Origin of the sequence: Methanobacterium spitsbergense (assembly GCF_019931065.1) — an archaeon.
In the GTDB taxonomy this organism is placed as follows: domain Archaea; phylum Methanobacteriota; class Methanobacteria; order Methanobacteriales; family Methanobacteriaceae; genus Methanobacterium_B; species Methanobacterium_B spitsbergense.
Genome location: NZ_JAIOUQ010000001.1, coordinates 62,928 through 85,488, shown reverse-complemented (window position 1 = coordinate 85,488; position 22,561 = coordinate 62,928). Strand labels below are relative to the sequence as shown.

Here is a 22,561-nt window from a genome sequence, read left to right as displayed (position 1 = left end):
CTTATAGAACACTTGATGGGTATGTTACTTCATTATATACAATTTTATTTCTCAAAAAAAATTTATCTCGTTCAAGTTGGTAAAATAAATTTTATGAATTTTATTTTGTGTGTATTCAATTATGTGAAAACGTCATATAATCCTTTTTTTTTACTTAAAAGTCTTTCTATTTGGTTGTTATTAAACAAATATATTAATAGCCCATATTGTAAAAATATCAAAGGAAGGTCAATAATTTTTTTTATAAAAAAAAACATTTTTGAGGAGGGGGTGGAAAGATTTATAGAATTAATAAATTTTCAATAAATGATCATAATTTAATTATTTTTGCAGTTTTAATAACCTTGTTAGGGGTTATTTTTGCTTTGGGTATGGGTAATGTTTCAGCTGCTTCGGGAGATACTATTTATGTTAATGGAAACAGTACTCTGGGAAACGATGATTGGAACGGTGAATCTGCAACATATCAATCAGGCATAATCGGTCCAAAATATTCAATAAAAAACGCAACAGGAACAGTAAACACCAACGGACAAATATACATAGCCAATGAACAATACAAAGGAATAAACAACACACAAATCACCATTGATAAAAACATGACTATTAATGGAGAAAGTCAAACAGATACCATAATAAACGGAACCGGCACCAACGGGATATTCCATATTAACAGTGGAATATATGTTACAATCAACAACCTAACACTAACCAACGCAACCACAACTTATTATGGTGGTGCTATCTACAATGTTGGTACTTTGACAATAAACAACAGCACATTCACCAGTAACACCGCAGATGTTGGTGGTGCTATCTACAATAATGGTCGTACTTTGAATGTAACAGACAGTACTTTCACCAATAACTATGCAAATTATTATGGTGGTGCTATCTACAATGCTGGTACTTTGAATGTAAACAACAATACTTTCACCAGTAACACTGCAAGTCATTCTGGGGGTGCTATCTACAATGAGAATACTGTGACTGTTAATGACAGTACTTTCACAAGTAACACCGCAACTCAGGGTGGTGCTATCTACAATTATTATGGTACTGTGACTGTAAATAACAGTACTTTCACCAGTAACTCTGCAACTTATTCTGGTGGCGCAATCTATAATGAGGATAATTTAACTATTACTGGCAGCAATTTCACAAGTAACATAGCAACTTTTTATGGTGGTTCAATTTTCAATGGTGAGAATGGTAAGTTAACGGTTACTGAAAGTAAATTCACAGGTAACACTGCAACTAGTTATGATGGTGGTGCTATCTACAGTTATGAGGGTGGTAATTTAACTGTTAATGGAAGTACATTCACCAATAATAATGCAAGTGGTGGAGGTGGTGCTATCCAAAACTATGGTGGAACTTGTAATATTAATAACAGCATATTTAATGGTAATATTGCAGCTATTTGGGGCGGATCTATTTCCAATTCAGATGGCTCTATCCCACATGCAGGTATTTTAACCATTAATGGAAGCACTTTCACAGGTAGCAGTTCATCTTATAATTACGGTGCTATCTACAATTCAGGTACTATCTGTACTATTACATGCAATAATATCACCGGTAACAATGGTATTGCTATCTACACAATAAATGCTAACACTCAAATTCATTTCAACCGTATTCTAAACAATACTGGAAGTTATGATATTTGGGGTATAAGTGGTGTTAATGCTACCAATAATTGGTGGGGAACTAACTTCCAGGGAAACAATCCAGTAACAGCGGGAAGAGTAAATAATAATGTAAATGCTAACACATGGTTAATACTCAGTTTAAAAGCATCAACAACCAGTATTCTGAATGGTGGTAATTCAACTGTAATTGTTGATTTACAGCATGACAATAATGGAACAGTCTATAACCCCGCAAATGGTCATGTACCTGATGGTATAGTTGTGAACTTAAGTAGTGATGCATTAGGCACAGTTAACCCATTAACAGGTACTATGATTAATGGTATGGCATCAACCATCTTCACTGCAGGTTTAAATCCGGGAATATCTACAATAACATCAACTGTTGATGCAGCAACTGTAACAACAGATGTTACAATTAATGAAAATGTGCCTCCAGTTGTTACAAGTACAAGTCCGGTTAACAATTCAGTTAATGTCGATTTGAATAAGGTGATACAGATAGTCTTCGACAAAAACATTAAATTCGGAGTGAACCCTTGGATAGAACTCTATGAAACAGGAACAGGAAACATCAAAACATTCTCAACAAACATAGTAGACAATGTATTATCCATAACACCCTCCTCACTACTAGCACTAGGAACAGAATATTCTGTTATCCTACACTCCAACAGCATCACAAATCTAGCAGGAATTGGATTAGCAGCCCCTTATACAACACGATTCACTACAGAGGCAGCACCAGTTGTTACCAGTACAAATCCACTTTACAATGCATTTAACGTCGCATTAAATAAGGTGATACAGATAACCTTTGATAAAGCCATACAACTCGGAACCAATCCATGGATCGAACTCAAAACAAGCAACAGTGGAACAATAGTACCATACACAACAAACATAATAGGAAATGTACTATCAATAACACCTAACTCACTCTTAAATGCAGGAACTAAATACACAGTCATCCTACACTCCAACAGCATAACAGACATGCAAGGAAATGGTTTAAACACACCGTACACAACCATATTCACAACAACCTTACCACCAGTCGTAACAAGCACAAGTCCAATGAACAACGAAGTTAATGTGGCTGTAAATAAGGTGATACAAATCAACTTCAGCAAAGCCATCCAACTCGGAACTAACTCATGGATAGAACTCAAAAATCAATACGGACAAATAAAACCATACACAACCAGTATAAACGGTAACACACTGAATATAACAGCCAACGCAGCATTTGCAAGAGGAACAACCTACACAGTCATACTACATTCAAACAGCGTTACAAGCACAGGCGGAGCAGGACTAACAACACCATACACAACAAAATTCACAACAACCACAACATAAAAAAACAAATAAAATAAACGAATATCTATAGAGGATTTAAAAATCCTCACATATTTTTTTCATGTAATAACCGGATATTTAGGATTAAGTTCTAAAAATACAGCTTGTTTTCTGATGGTATTCTCTAAGTATGAAGGGATAGCCCAAAAAATCTAAACAATTGACTTCAATATAGTATTTTGCCTGAATACTAACTAATTTAATCCATTTAATATGACTTTTTACTTCACTGTTGTTATCTAACCATTTTGATCCTTATTTTTTATAAATTAACTAAAAACAGATAATATAAAGCAACAGCCACTAAAACAATCAATACATTTACAATTAACCGTTTCAGAAGGTCATTGCTAAAATATTTAAAATCTAAAAAGATTATCAGACACGAAAAAGATAATAAAAAGTCTCTTTTAGATGATGAAATTGAAATAATGAAGGATTACAGGAAAAATAATAATGAAATAGAGAAATAAATAATGAATAGCTTCGATATTTAAAAACAAAGTTGAAGTTGTAGTTTCACTCCTACTCCATATTCCTTTAAATACCTCCCAAATACATTTTAAAGTTTTTTTCAGCTCACGTCTCATTTACAGTTGAATACATTATCCAGACAAAGACCAAAGAAAGGAAAATATTTTTTGAGACATTTTTTGATGGAATAAAATATATAAATTAAATTAATTATAGCAGTTAAATGTAATACGGTAGGGGAGCAAAAAGATCATGTATCATTGTAATGATTTCTTAATTTAAATGACTAATTTCCTGTATTACAATATAAATATAAACATGTTAAATAATAATAACATTCATATGTACGGGTGAAAACATGAAAAGAATAACTCAAAAACCATGGTTTGGTAAAAAACTTGTTGGATATGGACCAGCTCCAAAAACATGGCAAGGATGGATTGTAACTTTACTTTTTGTATTAACTGTAATTCTAGATTTTATATATTTCCGAATAAGCATTACTACTATATTAATTTTTATTGTAGCACTTGTTGTTTTTTTTGTAATCGCCAGTTTAACAGGGGGAAACCAAGAATGGACCGAAAAAGAGGAAATCCAATAATTTCATTGATATATATAATTATTTTAGTAGCTCTAATAATTCTTTTAGACACAATGACATTTTTAAGCCAAGATTTCATTGCTAGACTAATCGTTAATATATTAATTGTTATTGTGTTTGGGGTTGTTTATTTAGTATTTATAAGAAATTTATAGAAATTTTTCAAAAAAGATTGATCAAAAAAAATTTATGAAAGTAATCAATCGACCGGGTAATTAAATGGAAAATAAGCCTGTTGTACTATTATAAAAAATTAAAATAAATTGATCAGTAATGGAATACTGACCAGATCATCAAATAGTTTGTGCCAGAATACTAAACTAATTTAATCCATTAAATATAATTCTTTAACTTTAACGGTTATTATATGACCATTTTAATCTATTTTTTTTATAAATTAACTAAAAACTGATAATATATAGCAACAGCCACCAAAACAATCAATACATTTGCAATTAACCGTTTCATAAGGTCATTTCTAAAATATTTAAAATCTAAAAAGACTATGATAACCACGAATAAAATTACATATAATATATTTACAGTTAGATTTGCCATTTAAATCACCTATTTTTTTATAATATTTATACAGATTAGTATGCACTTATTATTGTAGATGATTACTTCATATAAATATGTTGAAGACATATTTTCCAACCCTTTCCGTTGGTGTCATGTATCTAAACCTCATGGCTGCAGATTGGCTGAACAAAATAAAACATCAAATAAAGCATACTATACAATAGTTCTGTTTTAGGAGTGAAGAAAAAGAATATTAATTAGTTAAACCAATAGTAATATAGATAAACTATCTGAGGTGAAAAAAAATGGCAAACCCTATTTTAGCATTGATTATATCTTTCTTTTTGCCAGGTATCGGTACTGTATACGCTGGAAATATAATGAAGGGAATAATAATATTCATCGTAGCAGTGATACTAGGAGCATTGGCAACAATCTTTTTATTGGGAATAATTGCGTATATACTCTACATTATTGTATGGCTTTACGGTATGTACGATGCTTACACAACTGCTAGTGCTACATAAATTAAATATTTCTTTTTTTTAGCTAAATTCATATCTAATTCAAGTTGTTTAATAAAAATTAATTGTTCAAAGCTATCTGACTAATTTAACATTAATAACTATTTATACTTAGTATTAATAAATAGGATTAATATTAAAGGGGTAATAAATTTATGGATTTAAAAATTCTGTGGTTTGTACCTTTAGCATATTTTGTACATATATTAGAAGAATCACCACGATTTGTGCCTTGGGCAAAGAAATATTTTGGTGCACCTGAAACATTTGAACAGTTCATTGTTGGAAATGTTATTTTCATGGTTTATGTTCTTGTATCAGTGTCACTTGCAATTTTTTATCCAAGTGAATGGACGTTAATTCTGGGATTGTCAACAGCAGCATGGATATTTTCAAATTTTATAATTCATGCATCATACACGTTGTACACTGGCGAATATTCACCAGGGGGTTGTGACTGCAAGTGCAATATACGCCCCACTTTCATTGTATATTTATTCTAACTTATGGGGAACATTTACTACCTTGGACATTGTATTTTCCATTGTCATTGGTTTTGCAGTGATGTATGTCCCAACAATAATACAAGTAAAGAGAAAGGGGAAAATATAAAGATTTGCATAAAAATTTATCACTTAAATCATTTTTTTTATCACAAAAAAATAAGTTTGTTATTTAAATTCATTTAGAATATTAAATTTAAGTGGTTATTCTATTCATCTGATTCTTTACCTGTTTGATATATATAAGACAATTCTATACAAAATGGTTCTATTAAAACAATAGCTTTATTAAGAATATTTATATCAATATTTCTTCTTGAATTTAGAATGAATTGTGGTATAGTGGAAGGGAACAAAACATTATAATCTTTTGGTCTTTTTTCAATCTTAAAATTGTTATTTAGTAATGTAACTATTGAATCAATCCAGACATCGTCCATTTTAATATTATTATCAACTAAAAATTTTCTTAATGACATTGCATTTAGGATTACCTGTTTTCCAGGTTGTGAACGTGCTTTTTTGGTATATTTACCAGTTTTATAGAACCATTCTTTATCTTTAACAAAGTAAAATCCTTTATAATTTTTTGTTTCTATTACAAAAATTCCATTAGGGCCAATTACGATGTGATCAAGATTTCCATAGCTTCCAGGGAATTTAACATCATTAAAAATATAATAATCTTCAGGTAATTGATTTAGATAATCTGCAACAATAGATTCTCCAATAATACCCTTATTCCAACTTTTACCATTATTATATCCATAATAAAGCAATCCACATCCGGATAATAGAATAATTAAAGAGAATGGAGTTATAATAATACCAATTAATCCAATTAAACCAATAATTCCACCAAAAATAAAAAGGTTGTTGTAGTGAGAGCTCTTTTTTTCAGCATAACCCTTACCAATACCAATAATTTCTCTTTTAGGTTCATTATTCTCAGATGCATAATCATTGGACATATTATGAACCTGTAATTCTCCACCACAATCACATGATAAATCAAAATCATTAGGGGACTCTCCAGATTGAAGCTCATAATACCCCTCACATTTATCACAAATCAAATAATCCAAACGAATTCCCCCCCAAAGAATAGTCAATTAAAACTATAATTTATTATTTGTTATGTGTGATTCAATAATTTATTTCTACAGGATTTTATAATGAAGTATAGATTTGATAATTATGAATTTAAAAATATTTATCATTGAAAATCATTTTTTAAATAAATAACTGTTAGATCATGTTAAAATTGAAAAATATAAAGCCAAAGAATAAAAGAAAGCCACAATAAAAGATCCTAAAGTAAATAGTTCTTAACTATATCTCATAGTAATCAAGACATAATAAATAACAATTAAAGTAGACGATTTTAATAAATCTCGATCATACTCCATAATTTTATTTTTCTAAATTTTTTAAGATTCCTTAGATTAATCCTATAAACTAATTTTCAATAAATGATATAAAATATTAGTATTTCGTTAGAATGATTTGCATTTATTTTAGATTGTAATAATATATATTAGTTAATAGAAAATATTACTTAATAAATCCTACAAGTATTCTATGGAGTGAGATATATGCCAATAATGTCTTCAGTTTATTTAGAGATAGATGAATTTGAAATTACTGACGTAACTCATCATTATTATGAAGGTGGAAAAGCAGATTTTAAGTTTAACAGAAATACTAGAAATACTAGAATATACATTCATCTAAAAAGTAAAGAGGATCAACGGATGAAGTTAATTTATAAAGATGAAAATGGTACTTTACGAGTTGACTCACATCTCGCTCTAACTTCAGTAACTTGTAAAGATGGGGTTATAACAGTAAATATGAAAAGATAGCTTGTTTTCCAACTGATCTATGACTAAAATATGTATTATTTAGATTTAAGGAGCCGAAATAAAAAAAATTAGATAAAAAAATACTAAACTTAGATTTGTAGAAGAATATGATTCCCACATCCTTAATTAATTTTCATCTGTTTCTCCATTCTCTATTTTTTCCAGGCTAGTTTTAAAATTGGTATCTTGATTTTTCATATCATCTAATTCATGTTGAAATCCATCCATCTGGTTATTAATTTCTTCAAGTTGGGCTGTTATATTATCAACTTTTCCTTGTTCGTTGTTTTTTGAGGCTATTGATAGTTCTTTAATTAGGTCCATTGATTTCAACATTGCATTTGCTTGTTGGTTTAAAATTTCAGCATATTTCTTTTGTAATCCCGTTTTAGCATATTTAATCATTTCATGGTCATAATTAATAGCTATTAAAATATTGTTTTTAGCACTATCTACATCATCATTTACATTTGAATTTGTGTTTTTTGTCAAATTCAAATCTTCATCTTCTAAATTTATACCTTCAGAAACCATCATTGAGCTGAATATACTGGCTATTAGATTACTACTTGTATCAGTAGCGTTATTTATTGCTTTATATTGTAATCCATAATTTTCATAGTATTTAGCTTCGTTTCCAGTATTAAGTAGAAAATACCCACCAGTAACTGCCACTAAAATAATAACGATGACAAAAATTAATCCGAAATATTTCTTTTCAATATTTTTTAGTTTTTTGAGTTTCATAGTTTCTTTTTAAATTTATAATTTAATTTATCAATATTTTTATAAATGATAGGTTATCCCGATATGTTAATTAATATTGCGGATAGTAAACCATTGTTTTGATTTTAATCTGTTTTTCCATATCCATTTTCTCTTATTTGTGATTTTAGTTTTATTTTAAAATGGACTGTCTGAAACAGGTTCCCAGGTTAGATTTCCTCCCCAGTTTGTAAATATATTTGGTGTACCATTCCAGAAGTTGTATTTAGCATCTAAGGTACATATTCCAACAGCAACTACATCGCCTTGGTCGTAAAAGTTGCAATAGTTTATTGAACTATTTGAATCATATGCAATGAAATCCACATATGCGCTGTTGTTTATGAATGTACTGTAGGTTACAGAGCATTTACTATTTTCCCCCATAGTTTGGATAAGGTATCCGTGGTCTTGGGAATTAGCGCCTGCTATGCATAAAGCGGGGTTATTAATGAACAGGCAGTGGGTAACGTTTAATATACCTAGGTTATATATGGCTGCAAAACCGCCATCGTTTTCTCTGAAAGTACATTGGGTGATTGTGGTATTTCCACGATTAAAGATTAATCCTTCTGCTTGGACGACTTTGTTGTTCCCTTTGAATGTTATTTTCTGAAAATTAACAGTACTATTAGGCTTAATACGAATAAATGAATATTGTCGGCCTAATCCATCTATTATGGTCCGATCTTTGTCTTCTCCGATGATTGTAACATTTTTATTTATTATATAATTGTCATACATATCGGGATCAGTATATACTCCATTGCTGAGGTATATTGTTCCCCCATTATTTACAGCATCTAAAGCACTTGTTATGGTTAGTTTAGGTGCATGAATATCATTTCCAGGGTTATGGTCATTACCCATATTTACAGGATTACCTAGATTAGGATTCACGTAAATGACACTCATATCCTGCCCACCACTTTCAGCATTAGCTGCAAATATGCAAGACATTACTATTAAAGTCATAATTATACCGAAAATTTTTATTTTCATTTAATAATTCACCTCAATTAATTAATAACTCTATTTTACGTTTACATGTAAAATTTATACTATATAACCTTTATGATAATATCACATATCCATACAATTCGAAAAATATATATAATGCAACTTTTGCATGTTAAATTAATGTTATTATAATATTATTAAATAATCTTAAGATAATGAAAATTTAGATATGAATTTTCAAGAAACCATTCTAAGTGCCATAATAATCATTTGCAAACTTAGTAATGTTTATAAAATATATGGAGGGATTATATAATGAAAAAAAAGTTGTTAGCAGTATTTTTAGTTGTTATAATTATTAACCTTGTACCTGCTTTTGCAACGGAGATAGGAAATATAGAGAACTATTCTGAATCCTTAAGTAAAGATACGAAAAAACTAGAATATTATGGGAAATTAAAGAAATTTAGTTTTATGGATATGATAAAATTACTAACTAAACTTCCAAAAATCATGAAAAAATCTGTTAAGATAACAAAAAACGCCCATAAATTAAATTTAAAAGCTAGAAAAGATTTAAAACGACTTAAAAAACAAGAAAAAGAAAGTAAAGCCTTATATAATTACTTAAAAAATAATAACAGAAATATCCCAGTTGACGGTTCGAATCACACCGATACTAACAATGGAACAACCGATATTAATGATGATGGATCAACTGATATTACTGATGAAACAACTGATGCTGATAATGGAACAACCGGTATTAATGATGGAACAACCGATAACAATAATAAAATAACTGATACTAACGATAAAAATGAGGGGATACCATCATATGACCTTAAAAATGCAGATAAAACGATTAAACAGTTAAAAGAGAAAAATATAGCTGTAGATGAAGGAACTTACCAAAAAATAGATGAACTTGTTTCAGGGGACATAGTTCAGATAATGAGCAAGGATGATAAAGTTGGAAAGGCATTCATAAGATATTTAATATTTGAAGAGTCCCTTGAAGATTCCAATTTAATTTATGTACGTCTTAGAGCAGATGGAATAAATACAGTTATGGCTTTTGATGAGTTTTGGAAATCTAAAACTGGTATTAAATTTAATAACTCTAATAAACCACCTGAATACGTTGTACATGAAATATTTATGGCAGAAAATCAGGAAATACTGAGTGAGATAAAAGATGCATCAAACAGACTAGAACGTGTCTCAGACCTAAGGGTTGCATTTCGTATCCTTCTATATTTAACTGGAGTATTGGGAATAATTTGTTCATTAGTAAAATTATGGGAAATGATTAGAAAAATTAGACAGTATGCTATGTTTAATGAAGGAGCACCATTCATAGGCTTATTCGACCCGATATCAAAAACTCAAAAGGCTGTATTCATAACACTACTCATAACACTTGGCGCTACTGCATTTGCAACAGCAAGTTTAGGAATATCTGAAGGGATTGTGAATAGATTAGCATCGAAAGAACTAGCAGTTGCGAATGCTCAAAAAAATGATATTGATAGATATATGACAAACTAAATTTTTTTTTTACCATTTAAATTGGAATTAATCATATATGAGGTTTTTAATATGAAATTAAGCATTTTAGCAGCCATTTTAGTCATCATGATAATTAACATTGTACCTGCATTTGCAAATGATATTAGTGATATTCAAAAACACAGTGAATCTATAAAAAACGATGCACAAAATTTGAACAAATATAAAATGAACAAATTAAGTGTAATTGAGAAAATAAAACTTACAATTAAGTTCGTTAAAATAATGAAAGAAATTAAACAAATCAATAAAGAAGCAGAAAAACTTGATGTCAATAATAATCAGTTAAAAAATATTAATGAGCAAGAAGAAAATCTTAATATACCTGTTAATAATATAAACGAAATTCAAAACTCAAGTACCAAAAAAAAGAGTGCCTACAAACCAGATAAAGCAAATATAGATGCGAATAAGACTATTGGAGAATTAAAGAGTATAAACAATATTACTGTAACAAAAGAGAATTATAATAAAACTGGAAATCTTTCTAATGAATTGCAAAATGGTGACATAGTACAGTATATTAACAGTAATGGTTACATAAGATATTTCGTTTTTAAGGGCCTTACTAATGATTCAAAACATGTAATATTAAAAGCTGATAAAAAAGAAATTCAATTGGATATTGACTCCTTTATAAGCGACGACCAAAACAAACAGATCAAATTAGTAAATATGGACAATAAAGCAAATCCTGATTTCATAATTAATAGAATATATCAGAATAAATACAATGAATTAGTTAGTGATTACATACCTCTTAATCATAAGAAAGAAGTAATGGAAATATTAGCTATAATCTCAGGAATCCTGGCAGCAATTCTAGCCGTATTAAGCCCTTTTTATGCCGCATCAATCATAGTGGTTGTTATAGGGATAATCATCATAGTTGTCCTAATAGTATTAAGTGTAACAATGTTTGGATTAGAAAAATTCTACAATAAAAAGTTAGACAAGATAGAAAAGGAAATGAAAGACTTAAATAAGTACAGATAAGGATATAATTTTTTCATATATTTTTTTATTTTTTATCCTCTATCTCAATAATGATGGAGAAAATTCAGTATGTGCAAATTATTACAAACTGGTAGTAATGGAAAAAAATATCAAACTAAATATTATGATCTTGATTAAAATAATTGTTGTGGGCTGGCAAAATCCGAGAGTCAATATAGAAAAACTGTTAATAGTTTATTTTGTTTAGGTTATGGAAAATAAATAAAATAGAATGAAAATGGGATATATTTGTTGATTAAAATGGATTATACCAAATTTTAAACCAGACAACACTAAAATATCCTGAAAACGAAGTTGAGACAAATTTACTTTTAAAATAACAGATTAGGGTAAATCATACAGGTCCCAGCAATGAATCAATAAACTGCTGTGCTGTACGCCCTGACATTCCACCATGGCGCATTTCCCATTTACCTGCTTCTGATCTCAGTTCTTCATCTGATAGTTTGATTTCAGGGTGTCGCCTTGCAAGATTAGTGACTATGTTGAAATATTCTTCTCTATTTGGCTTGTAATAACCGATGGTCACACCAAATCGCTCTGCCAGGGATAGTTTTTCCTCTATTGTATCAGATCGATGCATTTCATCCTCCGACATATCTGAACGGTCGCTCCATGTTTCACGGATGAGATGTCGCCTGTTCGATGTGGCATATATAAGTACGTTTTCAGGTTTTGGCTCTAAACCACCCTCCAAAACTGCCTTCAAATATTTATATTCTATTTCGAACTCTTCAAATGATAAATCGTCCATATAAATAATAAATCGATAGTTTCTATTTTTTATCGCTGCAATGACCTTGGGCAGTTCCTTAAATTCATGTTTGTAGACTTCGATCATCCGGAGTCCCTGACTGTAATACTGATTTAAAATGGCTTTTATACTTGCGGATTTACCAGTACCTGCATCACCATATAAAAGAACATTGTTCGCCCTGTATCCTTCAACGAATGCTTCTGTATTCTTTATTAGTTCCTTTTTTTGAGATTCATAACCCACCAAATCATCCAGCAGCATATCACTGGTCATGGTTATTGGGCAAAGGAATCCAGATTTATCATCAGTTGAAATACGGAAGGCCTTATTTAATCCTAACTTTCCAACACCATATGTTTTATAGAAACCTGTAATTACCTGATACAGCTCGATATCATCTTCAGACTGTTCAATGGCTTGACTTAGTTCTTGAACTTTTTCACTCACACTCTTGTTGAAGATCTGTTCACCTTTCACAACAGCCTTATAATTTGTGATAACAGTAAAACAATCTATAGCCAGTTCATTTTCCAATTTGGAAAAGTCGAAGTCAAACAACTGTTTGAATATGCTGAAATCACCCTTGGCAAATTTATTTACAGTACCATTGTTGGCTCCAACTTTTTCAGATACCCGTGTAAAGGGGTTTTCAGTCATGGCCAAAACAAAAGCCAGATAATTGTGCCATAGATTATTGTCAAACCCATAATGGGTTGAAATATCAAGCAGACGATTGATTTCTATATAAATATCTCTAATTAAATCATCTTTCACATAGCTCTCTGCCTCAAACTGTCGGTAAATATCCGATAATCTAAACAAGATGCTATTCTTGTCTATGTTTCTGTAGATCATTAATTTAGATGTTAAATGATGCATTTAATTGTCTCCTAATTTATGTAAACCCTCTTAGTACATCCAAGTTTCGGTGGTTATAAATTTTAAGTGTTTTTTGATTGTATCATGGATAATATTTCTTCTTTTCCTTTCTGTGCATCAGTATCATCTGGATCTAATTGTAATGCTTTATCGAAGTATTTTATTGCTTGTTCATGTTCTCCTAGTTTTTTTAAGTTTACTCCCTTTTCATACAGGGTTTCTGCATCATCTGGATCGATTTTCAAAATAATATTGAAATATTTTATTGCTTCTTCATGTTTTCCAATAATACCTAAAGTTTCCCCTTTATTAAACAACGCTTCAATGTTATTTGTATCTAATTTTAAGGCACGATCATAGGCTTTAATTGCTTCTTCATGTTTTCCAATTTCGTCTAAAGCGATTCCTTTGTCGTTTAAAGCATTAACATATTTTGTGATTGCTCTCACCGCAATAAATCCTCCTAGGGTTGTAATTAAAGCAGCAAATAAAGCTCCTAAAACAAACAAAACTATTGCACTGATTGAATTTAAATATGCTATATTGATTGCATTATTAATTATGGGGAAGAATAGTCCCACACAAAAGGCACATAACAACCTATTTCTATTAGTAATAAAAGCTGTTATAAACCCTCCAAGTATCAACAAAACAGGAACCAAAATAGTTATCAATTCCGAACCCAACATGCCGTTTATAGGTATGGAATCAAATATATAATTCATAATTTGGTTTATTATAAAAATAAAGAAGCTTCCTGTGATTATTGCTATAACTGGATGAAATCTCCTCAATTAAAATCACCGCCATTAAATAATTCGTTTTATATCCTATCTTTGGAAGAAAACATTAATAAATTAGAATATAGAGTAGTTCTATTAACATTATTTGATCATCTCATATTTCAACATTCTCTCTTAATTATACTCATAAATCAGCATAGAATCAGCATAGAATTGCTTAGGCGAGAAATATAACAAAAAAGCACGTTAATATAAATATCAAATTATTGGGGAATATATTATGGATAAAGATGAAATTATACAAATAAACGAAATAGTTCTTTACACAAGTGATGAAGGTGCTAAAACTGTTGAAGTGCTAATTAAAGATGGAATGATGTGGTCAACGCAGAAAACTATGGCTCAACTATTTGATGTTGATATAAGGACTATTAATGAACATTTACTTAACATTTTTGAAAGCGAAGAATTAAACGAATCCTCAACTATCCGGAAATTCCGGATAGTTCAAAAAGAAGGGAAAAGGAATATTTCAAGAAATGTAAACTTTTACAACCTAGATGCCATCATCGCTACAGGGTATCGTGTTAATTCTAAGCAAGCAACACAATTTAGGATTTGGGCAACAAATACTTTAAATGAATTTATAACCAAGGGATTTGTCCTAGATGATGAACTATTAAAGAATGGAACTAGATTTGGAAAAGATTACTTTGATGAGTTACTAGAACGAATCAAAGAAATCAGAGCCAGTGAACGTAGATTTTATCAGAAAATTACGGATATTTATTCTCAGTGTAGTTATGATTATAATAAGGATGCTGAAACCACTAAAAAATTTTATGCTTCAGTTCAAAATAAACTTCATTGGGCCATCACAGGCCATACTGCAGCTGAAATCGTTGTAGATCGTGTTGATAGTAAAAAAGAAAATTTAGGTCTTAGTAGCTGGAAAAATTCACCTGAAGGTAAAATATTAAAGAGTGATGTAACAATTGCAAAGAATTATTTGACAAGAGATGAACTGTCCGAACTTAATAACATTGTCAATATGTATCTTGACTATGCTGAAAATCAAGCTAGAAGACATAAATTAATGTCAATGGAAGAATGGACAGAAAGAATGGATGCATTTCTAAAATTTAATGAATATGAAATTTTAAATGACGCAGGCAATGTTTCAAGAGAAGTAGCTAACGAAATTGCTACCAACGAATATAAAAAATTTAGGAAAATACAAGATGCGAGTTATGTTTCAGACTTTGATAAAAAAGTAAAAAAATATTTACATAATAATGATACATAATTAAATTTCTTGTCGAATCCACAATTGAGATCTATTATTATTTTTAATAAATATCTATTAGCATTATTATCCATACATATAACTTTTCATTAGTTATCACCGAAAACCTGTTTAAATACATCTTTTTTAGAATCAGAAAAGCAGCAATTAGAGGTATAAAATGTGGCATAAATTTTCATGAGGCATAAACTGAATTTTTGCGGCGTAAAATGCGGCATAAATTTAGACAAAATTTATTTCGTCATAGGACAGTATGACGAAGTCATAAATAAATAATAAAATTAAAATATGCTCCTGAAGTTTTATTTTATAATTAGAGCGTTAATTAAATTATTAGAATTTTTATTTTAATGAGTAAACTGAACAATGTTTTGTAATAAAATGAAACATTCGAATTTTGTTTAAATTATATTTTTGATATCTGATCCAATAATCCAATATATAACGATATAATATTTAATTTATTAAGTAAACAATAGAATATTATGGGGAAAAATAGGTTGAGAGGGGTGTATTATTTATGGTGCTTTTTTCAATAAATGGGCAAGAATTAAAGAAAGTTCATCGAGTTGATTTTAAGTTAGAAAAAGATATTCAGAATATTAGCGAACATAATATGAATATTATTTTTGGTTTAGATTTTGTAAAATCTGAATTTCAGCTCAATAATTTGAGGATAGATTCATTAGCTTTTGATGAAGAAACCAATTCATTTGTCATAATTGAATATAAAAGGGATAAAAATTTCAGCGTTATAGATCAGGGATATGCATACCTTGCTTTACTTTTAAATAACAAAGCTGATTTTATTTTAGAATATAACGAGAGAAAAGAAAATTTTTTGAAGAAAAACGATGTGGACTGGTCACAATCAAGAGTTATATTTATTGCTCCACAATTTACCAAATATCAGCAGCAAGCAATTGAATTTAAAGATTTACCCATTGAATTATGGGAAATAAGTAAATACACAAACAATACAGTACTTTTTAATCAGTTAAAATCTCCTGATACAAGCGAATCAATAAATACTGTTAGTTCTAAGAGTGAGGTTGTTAAAGAAGTTGGCTCTGTTGTAAAAAAATATACAGAAGATGACCATCTAAAAATTCCTTATGAAGAAATAAAAGAATTGTACGAAGATATTAAGAAAAGAATTTTAGATTTAGGTGATAATGTTGAAATTAAACCTTTGAAAATTTATATTGCTTTTAAATCTAGCAAAAATTTTGTTGATATTGAATTTACTAAAAATACTATCAAATTATTTCTCAATTTAAGAAAAGGAACGTTAGATGATCCAAAAAATTTAGCAAGAGACGTTTCAAACACAGGCCATCATGGAAATGGGGACTATGAGATTTCTATAACACCTGAAGATGATTTGGACTATTTAATGACACTCATTAAGCAATCCTATAACTTAAATTCTTAATTTTATTGAGGGACTTCTTAGAAATGTTATGGTAAATAATTAATAGAAAAATTTAATGAGGATTATTAGTCTAGTGCTTTAACAGTTAGTTCAATATCTGATGCGTTAACAGTCACTCTTCCGGCATGTTTTGCAAGTTTAACTGCTTGTAGGGAGATATATTGTCCAAATTGTTCTAAAACCTTGATAAAGCTTCTTCTGCATTTCACTTACTCTTTTTGCACTGGCATTTTTTATTATTCTTTTTGTTGGAGCTATTGGTAGTTCAGTCTTTATATATCACCATATATAATTAAATAATTCATTTTCTTTAAATAAACAGTATATTAATAGATTTTCACCGTTTTATATTCTTTTTATAAAGATTTAGTGACTATTATCACCAAAAACCAGTTCATAATATGCAAGTGTAAATACCTAACCATACATATAACCATCTAGAACAATCAATAATTATAACATTTATTGGATGGGTTTAAATGGGAAAAGAAATTAGAAAAAAAATTTTAGAAATTTTATATGAAAAAGATAGAGAAAATTTTCGCCAATATATAGATAGAGAAGAACTGCAAGAGAAGTTACATATTGATTTTAATGAACTAGATTCTGATGTGATAAATTTAAAAGATAAAGGTTTATTAGAAATTATAACAGCAAGTCATGTATATTTTCTTGCAGCTCGAATAACGACTTATGGGAAAGATTTAGTCGAAAATGAAAACGAATTAATAAACCAATCTCCTGTTTCATTTACACAGAATATAGTGAGTAATAGTTCTGGAGTATTCATAAACTCTCATGATATCTCAATAAATATTCAGGATAGTTTTAATGAGATATATTCTCAAATAGAAAATAAAAATCCTCAAAATACCGATGAAGTAAAAGAAATGGTAACCAGATTGCAGAGTGAACTAACTAAAGAAAACATTAATAAAACAAATATACAAAAAATTTCTAATTGGTTAAGGAAAAATGCTAATTGGACGATACCAACAATAACCCAGATTATTATTGCAATTTTAATAGGTGGAGGTTAAAAATATTTAATTATTTAAGTTTTCCACTCCTAATTGTATCTCGCATTGTTTTAATAGACTGAAATACTGTTTTATTTTAAAGAAAAAAACTTTTTAATCTTTATTTTTTTCTCCTAATCTTTTAAGTCCTGCTGTAAACTGCTTAGCACCTATTTGATGATTTTTTACTTCAGTGATCAAAAATATGAGGATGTGACGTATTGTTTGAGCATTTTCTAGACATTCTTCGTCTGAATCAGAATGTATTCCTTCACTCAATACTTTATATAATATCTTCAATGGATTATTACCATTAGGAATAAGTCTTAAAGGAAGTAAATCATAGACCGCTTTGATTTTTTCTTCACCATTATGTGAATCTTTAAGCTTTTTTAAAGCCTCGTTATATTCTACAAGGTTTTTTTCATCAATCATTACAGAAATCTCTTTTAAAAGTTCGTCAATTACTCCTTCAACAATTCGGCGATAATAAGCAAATGCACCTATCCCATAACTTTGAGACTCATTAATTAAACCTTTTTGATAAATTTCTAAACGTTCCTTACCTAATAAATCTCCTATTTCTTTATCTACTGAAATATCCCATGGAGGTACTTGTCCAATTTTCCTAATCCAATTCAAATCTTCACTAATTTCTATGAAAAAATATCTTTTAAATTTTTTACAACTCATACAAATATATTCAAGACCTATAACTTCACCATTGGCTCGGTAATCTTCAGGCCGTTTATATAATTTAAAATAATCCATAGTATTATTGAATGTTTGATTAGATTTGCAAATATCGCAATACATTTTTATTGGAGGTTTAGGTACAAGCCCTAATGATTGATTTATAAAATCATAATAAAATTTTTTATATAATGGAAACGATTCTAAAAAATCTTTAGGCACATTATCACTCCTTGATCATTCTATTTGTACTTGTTTTAATTAATTTTAATTTTCCTCTGGTTTCAAACCGTACAAGTCATAAACCATCTATCATTTGTTTGCTGTTTAAACTGGATGATGGAGATTAAATTAGACATATTTTAACTCAAGAAAATTGTAGGTCGCTTCAAGTTATTGTAGGTAATACGAGTGTTCATTATATACTGTTTGAACGTGAATAGGGAATTTATTGTATAACTTGAATACTTTTTTGAACATTAATTTATTTTATACCTCTAAACTCTTGAACATATTTCTGAATACGTTTTTCTAATATGTTTAAACTATTAGCATTGGAATATTCAGCCAATTCACTTAAAGCTATATCAATTTTGGATGCTGTTTCTAAATCAGAGCTTTGATATGCTTGTTTAGATATTACAATCATAAAGTCCAATAAATTAAATAAATTATGCATTTCTTCAATAGATTCCTTATTAATGTTATTATTACAAATTATTTTTCCAATTAAATATTTGCCTAATTGTCCGGAATATTCAATGCACATATTAGATAATTCTATAAATTTCTTCTTGGTACTTATTTTTCCTATTTCTCCCAAAGAATTAACAGCCCATTTCAAAGCTAAATAGTTTTCCGTGTCAACAATCGTTTTTGTATTCTCTCTAAAGAAATTAATACATTCCTCAGAAATTTTTTCAAATCCTTGATCCGTTGCTTCTTTACCTATTATTGCAAAAGAATAGGAAGCACTATTAACCCCATTAAATAAGCCTAATTCTGCACTATTTTTTCCAATAAATTGTATTGAATCTAATATAATTCTTAATACTTCCAGATTTCTATATTGAGCAGCATTTTTCCCAATATCACCTAGTGAAAATCCAAATAGAAATATATTATTATTTTTCTCATTAATCATCTCTTTACTAAAGTCGATCAAAGATTCTATTACATTTTCATAAATTTTTACATATCCTTTGTTTGATCCGTTATAATTTTCAAATTCACTTTTCATAGCATTTTTTGCTATTATTGTGACATTTTGTAAGTCATACATTCCTATATTTGACTTGTTGTTAATACTTTCATTAATGATTACAATAATAGAATCTATAATTCTAACAACATTTTCTTTCGCATTTTTTTCACTTGCTATTTTACCTATTTTGCTTAGATTTGATACTACTGAATGACTGATTTCCAGTTTTGATCCTAATTCATTGATTTCTGTAAAATGTTCGATAATTCTACTTGTTTGGCAATAAGGATTATCATATGCAATTAATTCTCCTAAATCACCTAATGAATTTATTAATTTATTAATTACACGTATGCTATTATATTTTTTATAGTTCTCTAAACCTTTTCTTATATCTTTAACATCATAATTGGCTAAAGAACCAATAATATTTTGAACTGTATTGATAGTTTCTAAACGATCATAATGATTAATAATAGCAAATTTGATGATTTCTTTAACTATTCTAGGAATATCATATAAAACTTCAAATTTATTGTTTATGGCTTTTTCAGCTAATTTAACATTAAATTTACCAATTCTAATGGCTTCTAATTCAAAACCTTCAATAATTGCTAATTCAGAAGAATTTTGGAGAGAAATGACCGATGATGCAGCAGGCATTTTTAACCTTTCATTGATACTTCTATTACCTATTTCCAAAAAATAAGAAATAATTTCACTAAATTCACTTCTATTGTCTATTGTAACATCTTTAGCAATTTCCAAGAGGCTTCTTGTAGATGTTATTGAAGCATATTCTAAACGTGATTCTGTTGAAAAAATTCCAAGTTCTCCAAGAAAGTTAATTATTTCGATTTTTAACTCCGTGAATTTATTTTGTGTTCTACTCAAATTCTGAAGTGAATAAGCTACGGCAAAAGCAGTGTCATCAAATTCTTTTTTTATAGCATATCTTCCAATATTTTTATAATAATTAAGTGATAAATTTTGTATATTCTGACTGAATTTTTCATCTTTTATATCATCAAAGAGTATATTAATTGAATGCACACAAAAACTAGCTACATTCTCATGATTTCCATTCAATGCAATCTTTCCGAGAGTTCCTAATGTATTAATAACTAAAATAAGGGCTTGATAAAAACTTTTTTGTTTAGATTTATTTCCATAATAACGTAAATGAAAAATTAAATCATAAAGAGTTTCTTCATCCCCATTATCAATTAATAATCTCCCTATTCTCCCTAAATACGTCAATAAAAGTTTCAAAATTTCTTCTTTATCTTTACTTTCTAATTTATTATCTTCTAGTATTATATCAACGCGATGTATGGCCATAAGTCCATCTTTAAAAGTTTTTACATCATTAAGGATAATTGAACTTCTTATAATATCTATAATGGGTTGAATGGGTTCTTTGTCTGATTGAATTATTGGTTTAATCTGATTAACCTCAAAAGAATTTAGGAAACTAAACTCAGGATAAAATTCAATATCTTCCGTTTCTGATTCAGTTCTAATAGCTTCAATTATATTTTTATCATTTATATGGGATGATAATTTCTTAATAACTGTAGATGGTTGTAACAAATCTATAACTTCTATAATATATGGAATTAAAGCCCCGAATGCAAAAATAGCCAAATAATAAATTATTATTATTTGATCTTCATAATATTGGATATTATTTCTATTAATTAAACCTAAAATTATTAAACCATAAATTATCGCAATAATATATGAAAAAATTAATATCCAAAGGCTTTTTGACTCTTTAAATATATCAATTATTCTTACAGAATACGATGAAGAAGCTAATTGAATAGCAACTAGACTCAAAGATATTACAATAGCTATGATAGCTGCTTCACTTTGAATTATGGAACTAATCATATATCGAGCAGAATCAACATCATTAATATTAATACCATATGAAATAAACACTATAGTAAGATATATTGGCGTTAGAAGAACAAAAATATGAAAAAATTTGCTTTTATAAAATTTAGTAGCTCTGTCAAAATTACTAATTAATAGAAAAGAGCCATAATTAGCTAAAATGCTTAAACAGAAAGCTAATATTATAAGAATTATGATAGAACTAAATTTTGTTGGTATTTTAAAGAATACGTATAAAAATAGATCTAAAATCAAATTAACGGATATTATAACTAATGTTAAAGATATTACATACTTTTTATCCATGAAGCTAAATTTTTCTGTAAAATTCAAAAAAATCATCTCAATTTTTTGCTGTCTAAATTCATTGATTACAACTCCAAATTCACATTTTCAAATAATTCTCAATTATTCCTCTCCTAAAATCATTCCAGAACAAATATTACTGCCAGTTTTACATTCAACCATTTATTTTTAAATATTTAGTAATAGCCTTTTTGACCTTCTGGTGTTTTGTGAAAGATATACTAAAATCACGTTTTTATTCATTTATCAAGGGTAGTTTATTTCTTATGATAATAAATTTTTCTACAAACTTATTCTTTTCAAAATGTTAATTTACATAAAAAAGGTAATATCCTGATTGTTTATGGTTTTATGTTCGTCAAAGTCAAAAAACGATCAAATTGAAAGTATGTTAATATTTCATTGAAATATTGTTTATTATATCATAAAAAAATAAGATATTCCGTATTATCTAATAGATCAAATAGAAATATTTTTATTATCAAATACTAATA

17 protein-coding genes and 1 pseudogene are annotated in these 22,561 nt (G+C 28.7%); 10 read left to right on the top strand and 8 right to left on the bottom strand.

The genetic code is table 11. The annotated features are described in order from the left end of the window. The first annotated feature begins 371 nt into the window (after nt 1–371). From K8N75_RS00395 to K8N75_RS00380, 4 genes are all read left to right on the top strand, one after another. The gene (locus K8N75_RS00395) at nt 372–3,017 is read left to right on the top strand and encodes a beta strand repeat-containing protein (RefSeq protein ID WP_223790245.1); all 2,646 of its coding nucleotides are present in this window, start codon (nt 372–374) and stop codon (nt 3,015–3,017) included. Nucleotides 3,018–3,849: 832 nt separating this feature from the next. Then, complete coding sequence (locus tag K8N75_RS00390) at nt 3,850–4,095, top strand: hypothetical protein (protein WP_223790194.1); 246 nt, start codon at nt 3,850–3,852, stop codon at nt 4,093–4,095. A gap of 827 nt (nt 4,096–4,922) precedes the next feature. After that, nucleotides 4,923–5,144, top strand: a complete 222-nt coding sequence (locus K8N75_RS00385) for a hypothetical protein (protein ID WP_048190195.1) — start codon at nt 4,923–4,925, stop codon at nt 5,142–5,144. A gap of 152 nt (nt 5,145–5,296) precedes the next feature. Beyond that, nucleotides 5,297–5,644, top strand: a complete 348-nt coding sequence (locus K8N75_RS00380) for an HXXEE domain-containing protein (protein WP_223790193.1) — start codon at nt 5,297–5,299, stop codon at nt 5,642–5,644. Nucleotides 5,645–5,853: 209 nt separating this feature from the next. On the opposite strand, the gene K8N75_RS00375 is transcribed toward K8N75_RS00380, so the two are convergent. Further along, the gene (locus K8N75_RS00375; protein WP_223790192.1) at nt 5,854–6,729 is read right to left on the bottom strand and encodes a nuclease-related domain-containing protein; all 876 of its coding nucleotides are present in this window, start codon (nt 6,727–6,729) and stop codon (nt 5,854–5,856) included. Between the two features lie 510 nt (nt 6,730–7,239). On the opposite strand from K8N75_RS00375, the gene K8N75_RS00370 reads away from it, so the two are divergent. Further along, nucleotides 7,240–7,509 (top strand): hypothetical protein, encoded by a 270-nt coding sequence (locus K8N75_RS00370; RefSeq protein ID WP_223790191.1) that lies wholly within the window; start codon nt 7,240–7,242, stop codon nt 7,507–7,509. 126 nt (nt 7,510–7,635) lie between these two features. Here K8N75_RS00370 and K8N75_RS00365 read toward each other — a convergent pair whose 3' ends face one another. Both K8N75_RS00365 and K8N75_RS00360 read right to left on the bottom strand, forming a co-directional pair. Then, the gene (locus tag K8N75_RS00365) at nt 7,636–8,256 is read right to left on the bottom strand and encodes a hypothetical protein (RefSeq protein WP_223790190.1); all 621 of its coding nucleotides are present in this window, start codon (nt 8,254–8,256) and stop codon (nt 7,636–7,638) included. A 156-nt stretch (nt 8,257–8,412) separates the two neighbouring features. Then, a complete protein-coding gene (locus K8N75_RS00360) occupies nt 8,413–9,276 on the bottom strand; it encodes a right-handed parallel beta-helix repeat-containing protein (RefSeq protein WP_223790189.1) in 864 nt (287 codons plus the stop codon). Nucleotides 9,277–9,549: 273 nt separating this feature from the next. On the opposite strand from K8N75_RS00360, the gene K8N75_RS00355 reads away from it, so the two are divergent. After that, complete coding sequence (locus K8N75_RS00355) at nt 9,550–10,785, top strand: hypothetical protein (RefSeq protein WP_223790188.1); 1,236 nt, start codon at nt 9,550–9,552, stop codon at nt 10,783–10,785. A 51-nt stretch (nt 10,786–10,836) separates the two neighbouring features. Next, nucleotides 10,837–11,802, top strand: a complete 966-nt coding sequence (locus tag K8N75_RS00350) for a hypothetical protein (protein ID WP_223790187.1) — start codon at nt 10,837–10,839, stop codon at nt 11,800–11,802. Nucleotides 11,803–12,157: 355 nt separating this feature from the next. Here the strand turns inward: K8N75_RS00350 and K8N75_RS00345 are convergent, their stop codons facing one another. Together K8N75_RS00345 and K8N75_RS00340 are read right to left on the bottom strand one after the other, a co-directional pair. Next, nucleotides 12,158–13,459: an ATP-binding protein gene (locus K8N75_RS00345; RefSeq protein WP_223790186.1), complete on the bottom strand. Its 1,302-nt coding sequence runs from the start codon at nt 13,457–13,459 to the stop codon at nt 12,158–12,160. Between the two features lie 62 nt (nt 13,460–13,521). Continuing rightward, a complete protein-coding gene (locus K8N75_RS00340; protein ID WP_223790185.1) occupies nt 13,522–14,253 on the bottom strand; it encodes a tetratricopeptide repeat protein in 732 nt (243 codons plus the stop codon). A gap of 229 nt (nt 14,254–14,482) precedes the next feature. Between K8N75_RS00340 and K8N75_RS00335 the strand changes: the two genes are divergently transcribed. Continuing rightward, the gene (locus tag K8N75_RS00335; RefSeq protein ID WP_223790184.1) at nt 14,483–15,508 is read left to right on the top strand and encodes a virulence RhuM family protein; all 1,026 of its coding nucleotides are present in this window, start codon (nt 14,483–14,485) and stop codon (nt 15,506–15,508) included. 520 nt (nt 15,509–16,028) lie between these two features. After that, on the top strand, nt 16,029–16,943 hold the full coding sequence (locus K8N75_RS00330; RefSeq protein ID WP_223790183.1) for a DUF5655 domain-containing protein: 915 nt from the start codon (nt 16,029–16,031) through the stop codon (nt 16,941–16,943). A gap of 65 nt (nt 16,944–17,008) precedes the next feature. Here the strand turns inward: K8N75_RS00330 and K8N75_RS00325 are convergent. Then, nucleotides 17,009–17,219, bottom strand: a pseudogene (locus K8N75_RS00325) (histone family protein). 203 nt (nt 17,220–17,422) lie between these two features. Here K8N75_RS00325 and K8N75_RS00320 point away from each other — a divergent pair. Further along, nucleotides 17,423–17,983 (top strand): hypothetical protein, encoded by a 561-nt coding sequence (locus K8N75_RS00320; RefSeq protein ID WP_223790182.1) that lies wholly within the window; start codon nt 17,423–17,425, stop codon nt 17,981–17,983. A gap of 93 nt (nt 17,984–18,076) precedes the next feature. On the opposite strand, the gene K8N75_RS00315 is transcribed toward K8N75_RS00320, so the two are convergent. Then, nucleotides 18,077–18,877: a hypothetical protein gene (locus tag K8N75_RS00315; RefSeq protein ID WP_223790181.1), complete on the bottom strand. Its 801-nt coding sequence runs from the start codon at nt 18,875–18,877 to the stop codon at nt 18,077–18,079. 262 nt (nt 18,878–19,139) lie between these two features. After that, nucleotides 19,140–22,094 carry a DUF2254 family protein gene (locus K8N75_RS00310; protein ID WP_223790180.1) on the bottom strand — a complete coding sequence of 985 codons (2,955 nt, stop codon included), beginning with the start codon at nt 22,092–22,094 and terminating at the stop codon, nt 19,140–19,142. Nucleotides 22,095–22,561 lie beyond the last annotated feature (467 nt).

Coding starts and splice junctions, on each gene's coding strand:
- K8N75_RS00395 (WP_223790245.1), top strand. CDS start 372: ATGGGTAATGTTTCAGCTGCTTCGGGAGATACTATTTATGTTAATGGA.
- K8N75_RS00390 (WP_223790194.1), top strand. CDS start 3,850: ATGAAAAGAATAACTCAAAAACCATGGTTTGGTAAAAAACTTGTTGGA.
- K8N75_RS00385 (WP_048190195.1), top strand. CDS start 4,923: ATGGCAAACCCTATTTTAGCATTGATTATATCTTTCTTTTTGCCAGGT.
- K8N75_RS00380 (WP_223790193.1), top strand. CDS start 5,297: ATGGATTTAAAAATTCTGTGGTTTGTACCTTTAGCATATTTTGTACAT.
- K8N75_RS00370 (WP_223790191.1), top strand. CDS start 7,240: ATGCCAATAATGTCTTCAGTTTATTTAGAGATAGATGAATTTGAAATT.
- K8N75_RS00365 (WP_223790190.1), bottom strand. CDS start 8,256: ATGAAACTCAAAAAACTAAAAAATATTGAAAAGAAATATTTCGGATTA.
- K8N75_RS00360 (WP_223790189.1), bottom strand. CDS start 9,276: ATGAAAATAAAAATTTTCGGTATAATTATGACTTTAATAGTAATGTCT.
- K8N75_RS00355 (WP_223790188.1), top strand. CDS start 9,550: ATGAAAAAAAAGTTGTTAGCAGTATTTTTAGTTGTTATAATTATTAAC.
- K8N75_RS00350 (WP_223790187.1), top strand. CDS start 10,837: ATGAAATTAAGCATTTTAGCAGCCATTTTAGTCATCATGATAATTAAC.
- K8N75_RS00345 (WP_223790186.1), bottom strand. CDS start 13,459: ATGCATCATTTAACATCTAAATTAATGATCTACAGAAACATAGACAAG.
- K8N75_RS00335 (WP_223790184.1), top strand. CDS start 14,483: ATGGATAAAGATGAAATTATACAAATAAACGAAATAGTTCTTTACACA.
- K8N75_RS00330 (WP_223790183.1), top strand. CDS start 16,029: ATGGTGCTTTTTTCAATAAATGGGCAAGAATTAAAGAAAGTTCATCGA.
- K8N75_RS00320 (WP_223790182.1), top strand. CDS start 17,423: ATGGGAAAAGAAATTAGAAAAAAAATTTTAGAAATTTTATATGAAAAA.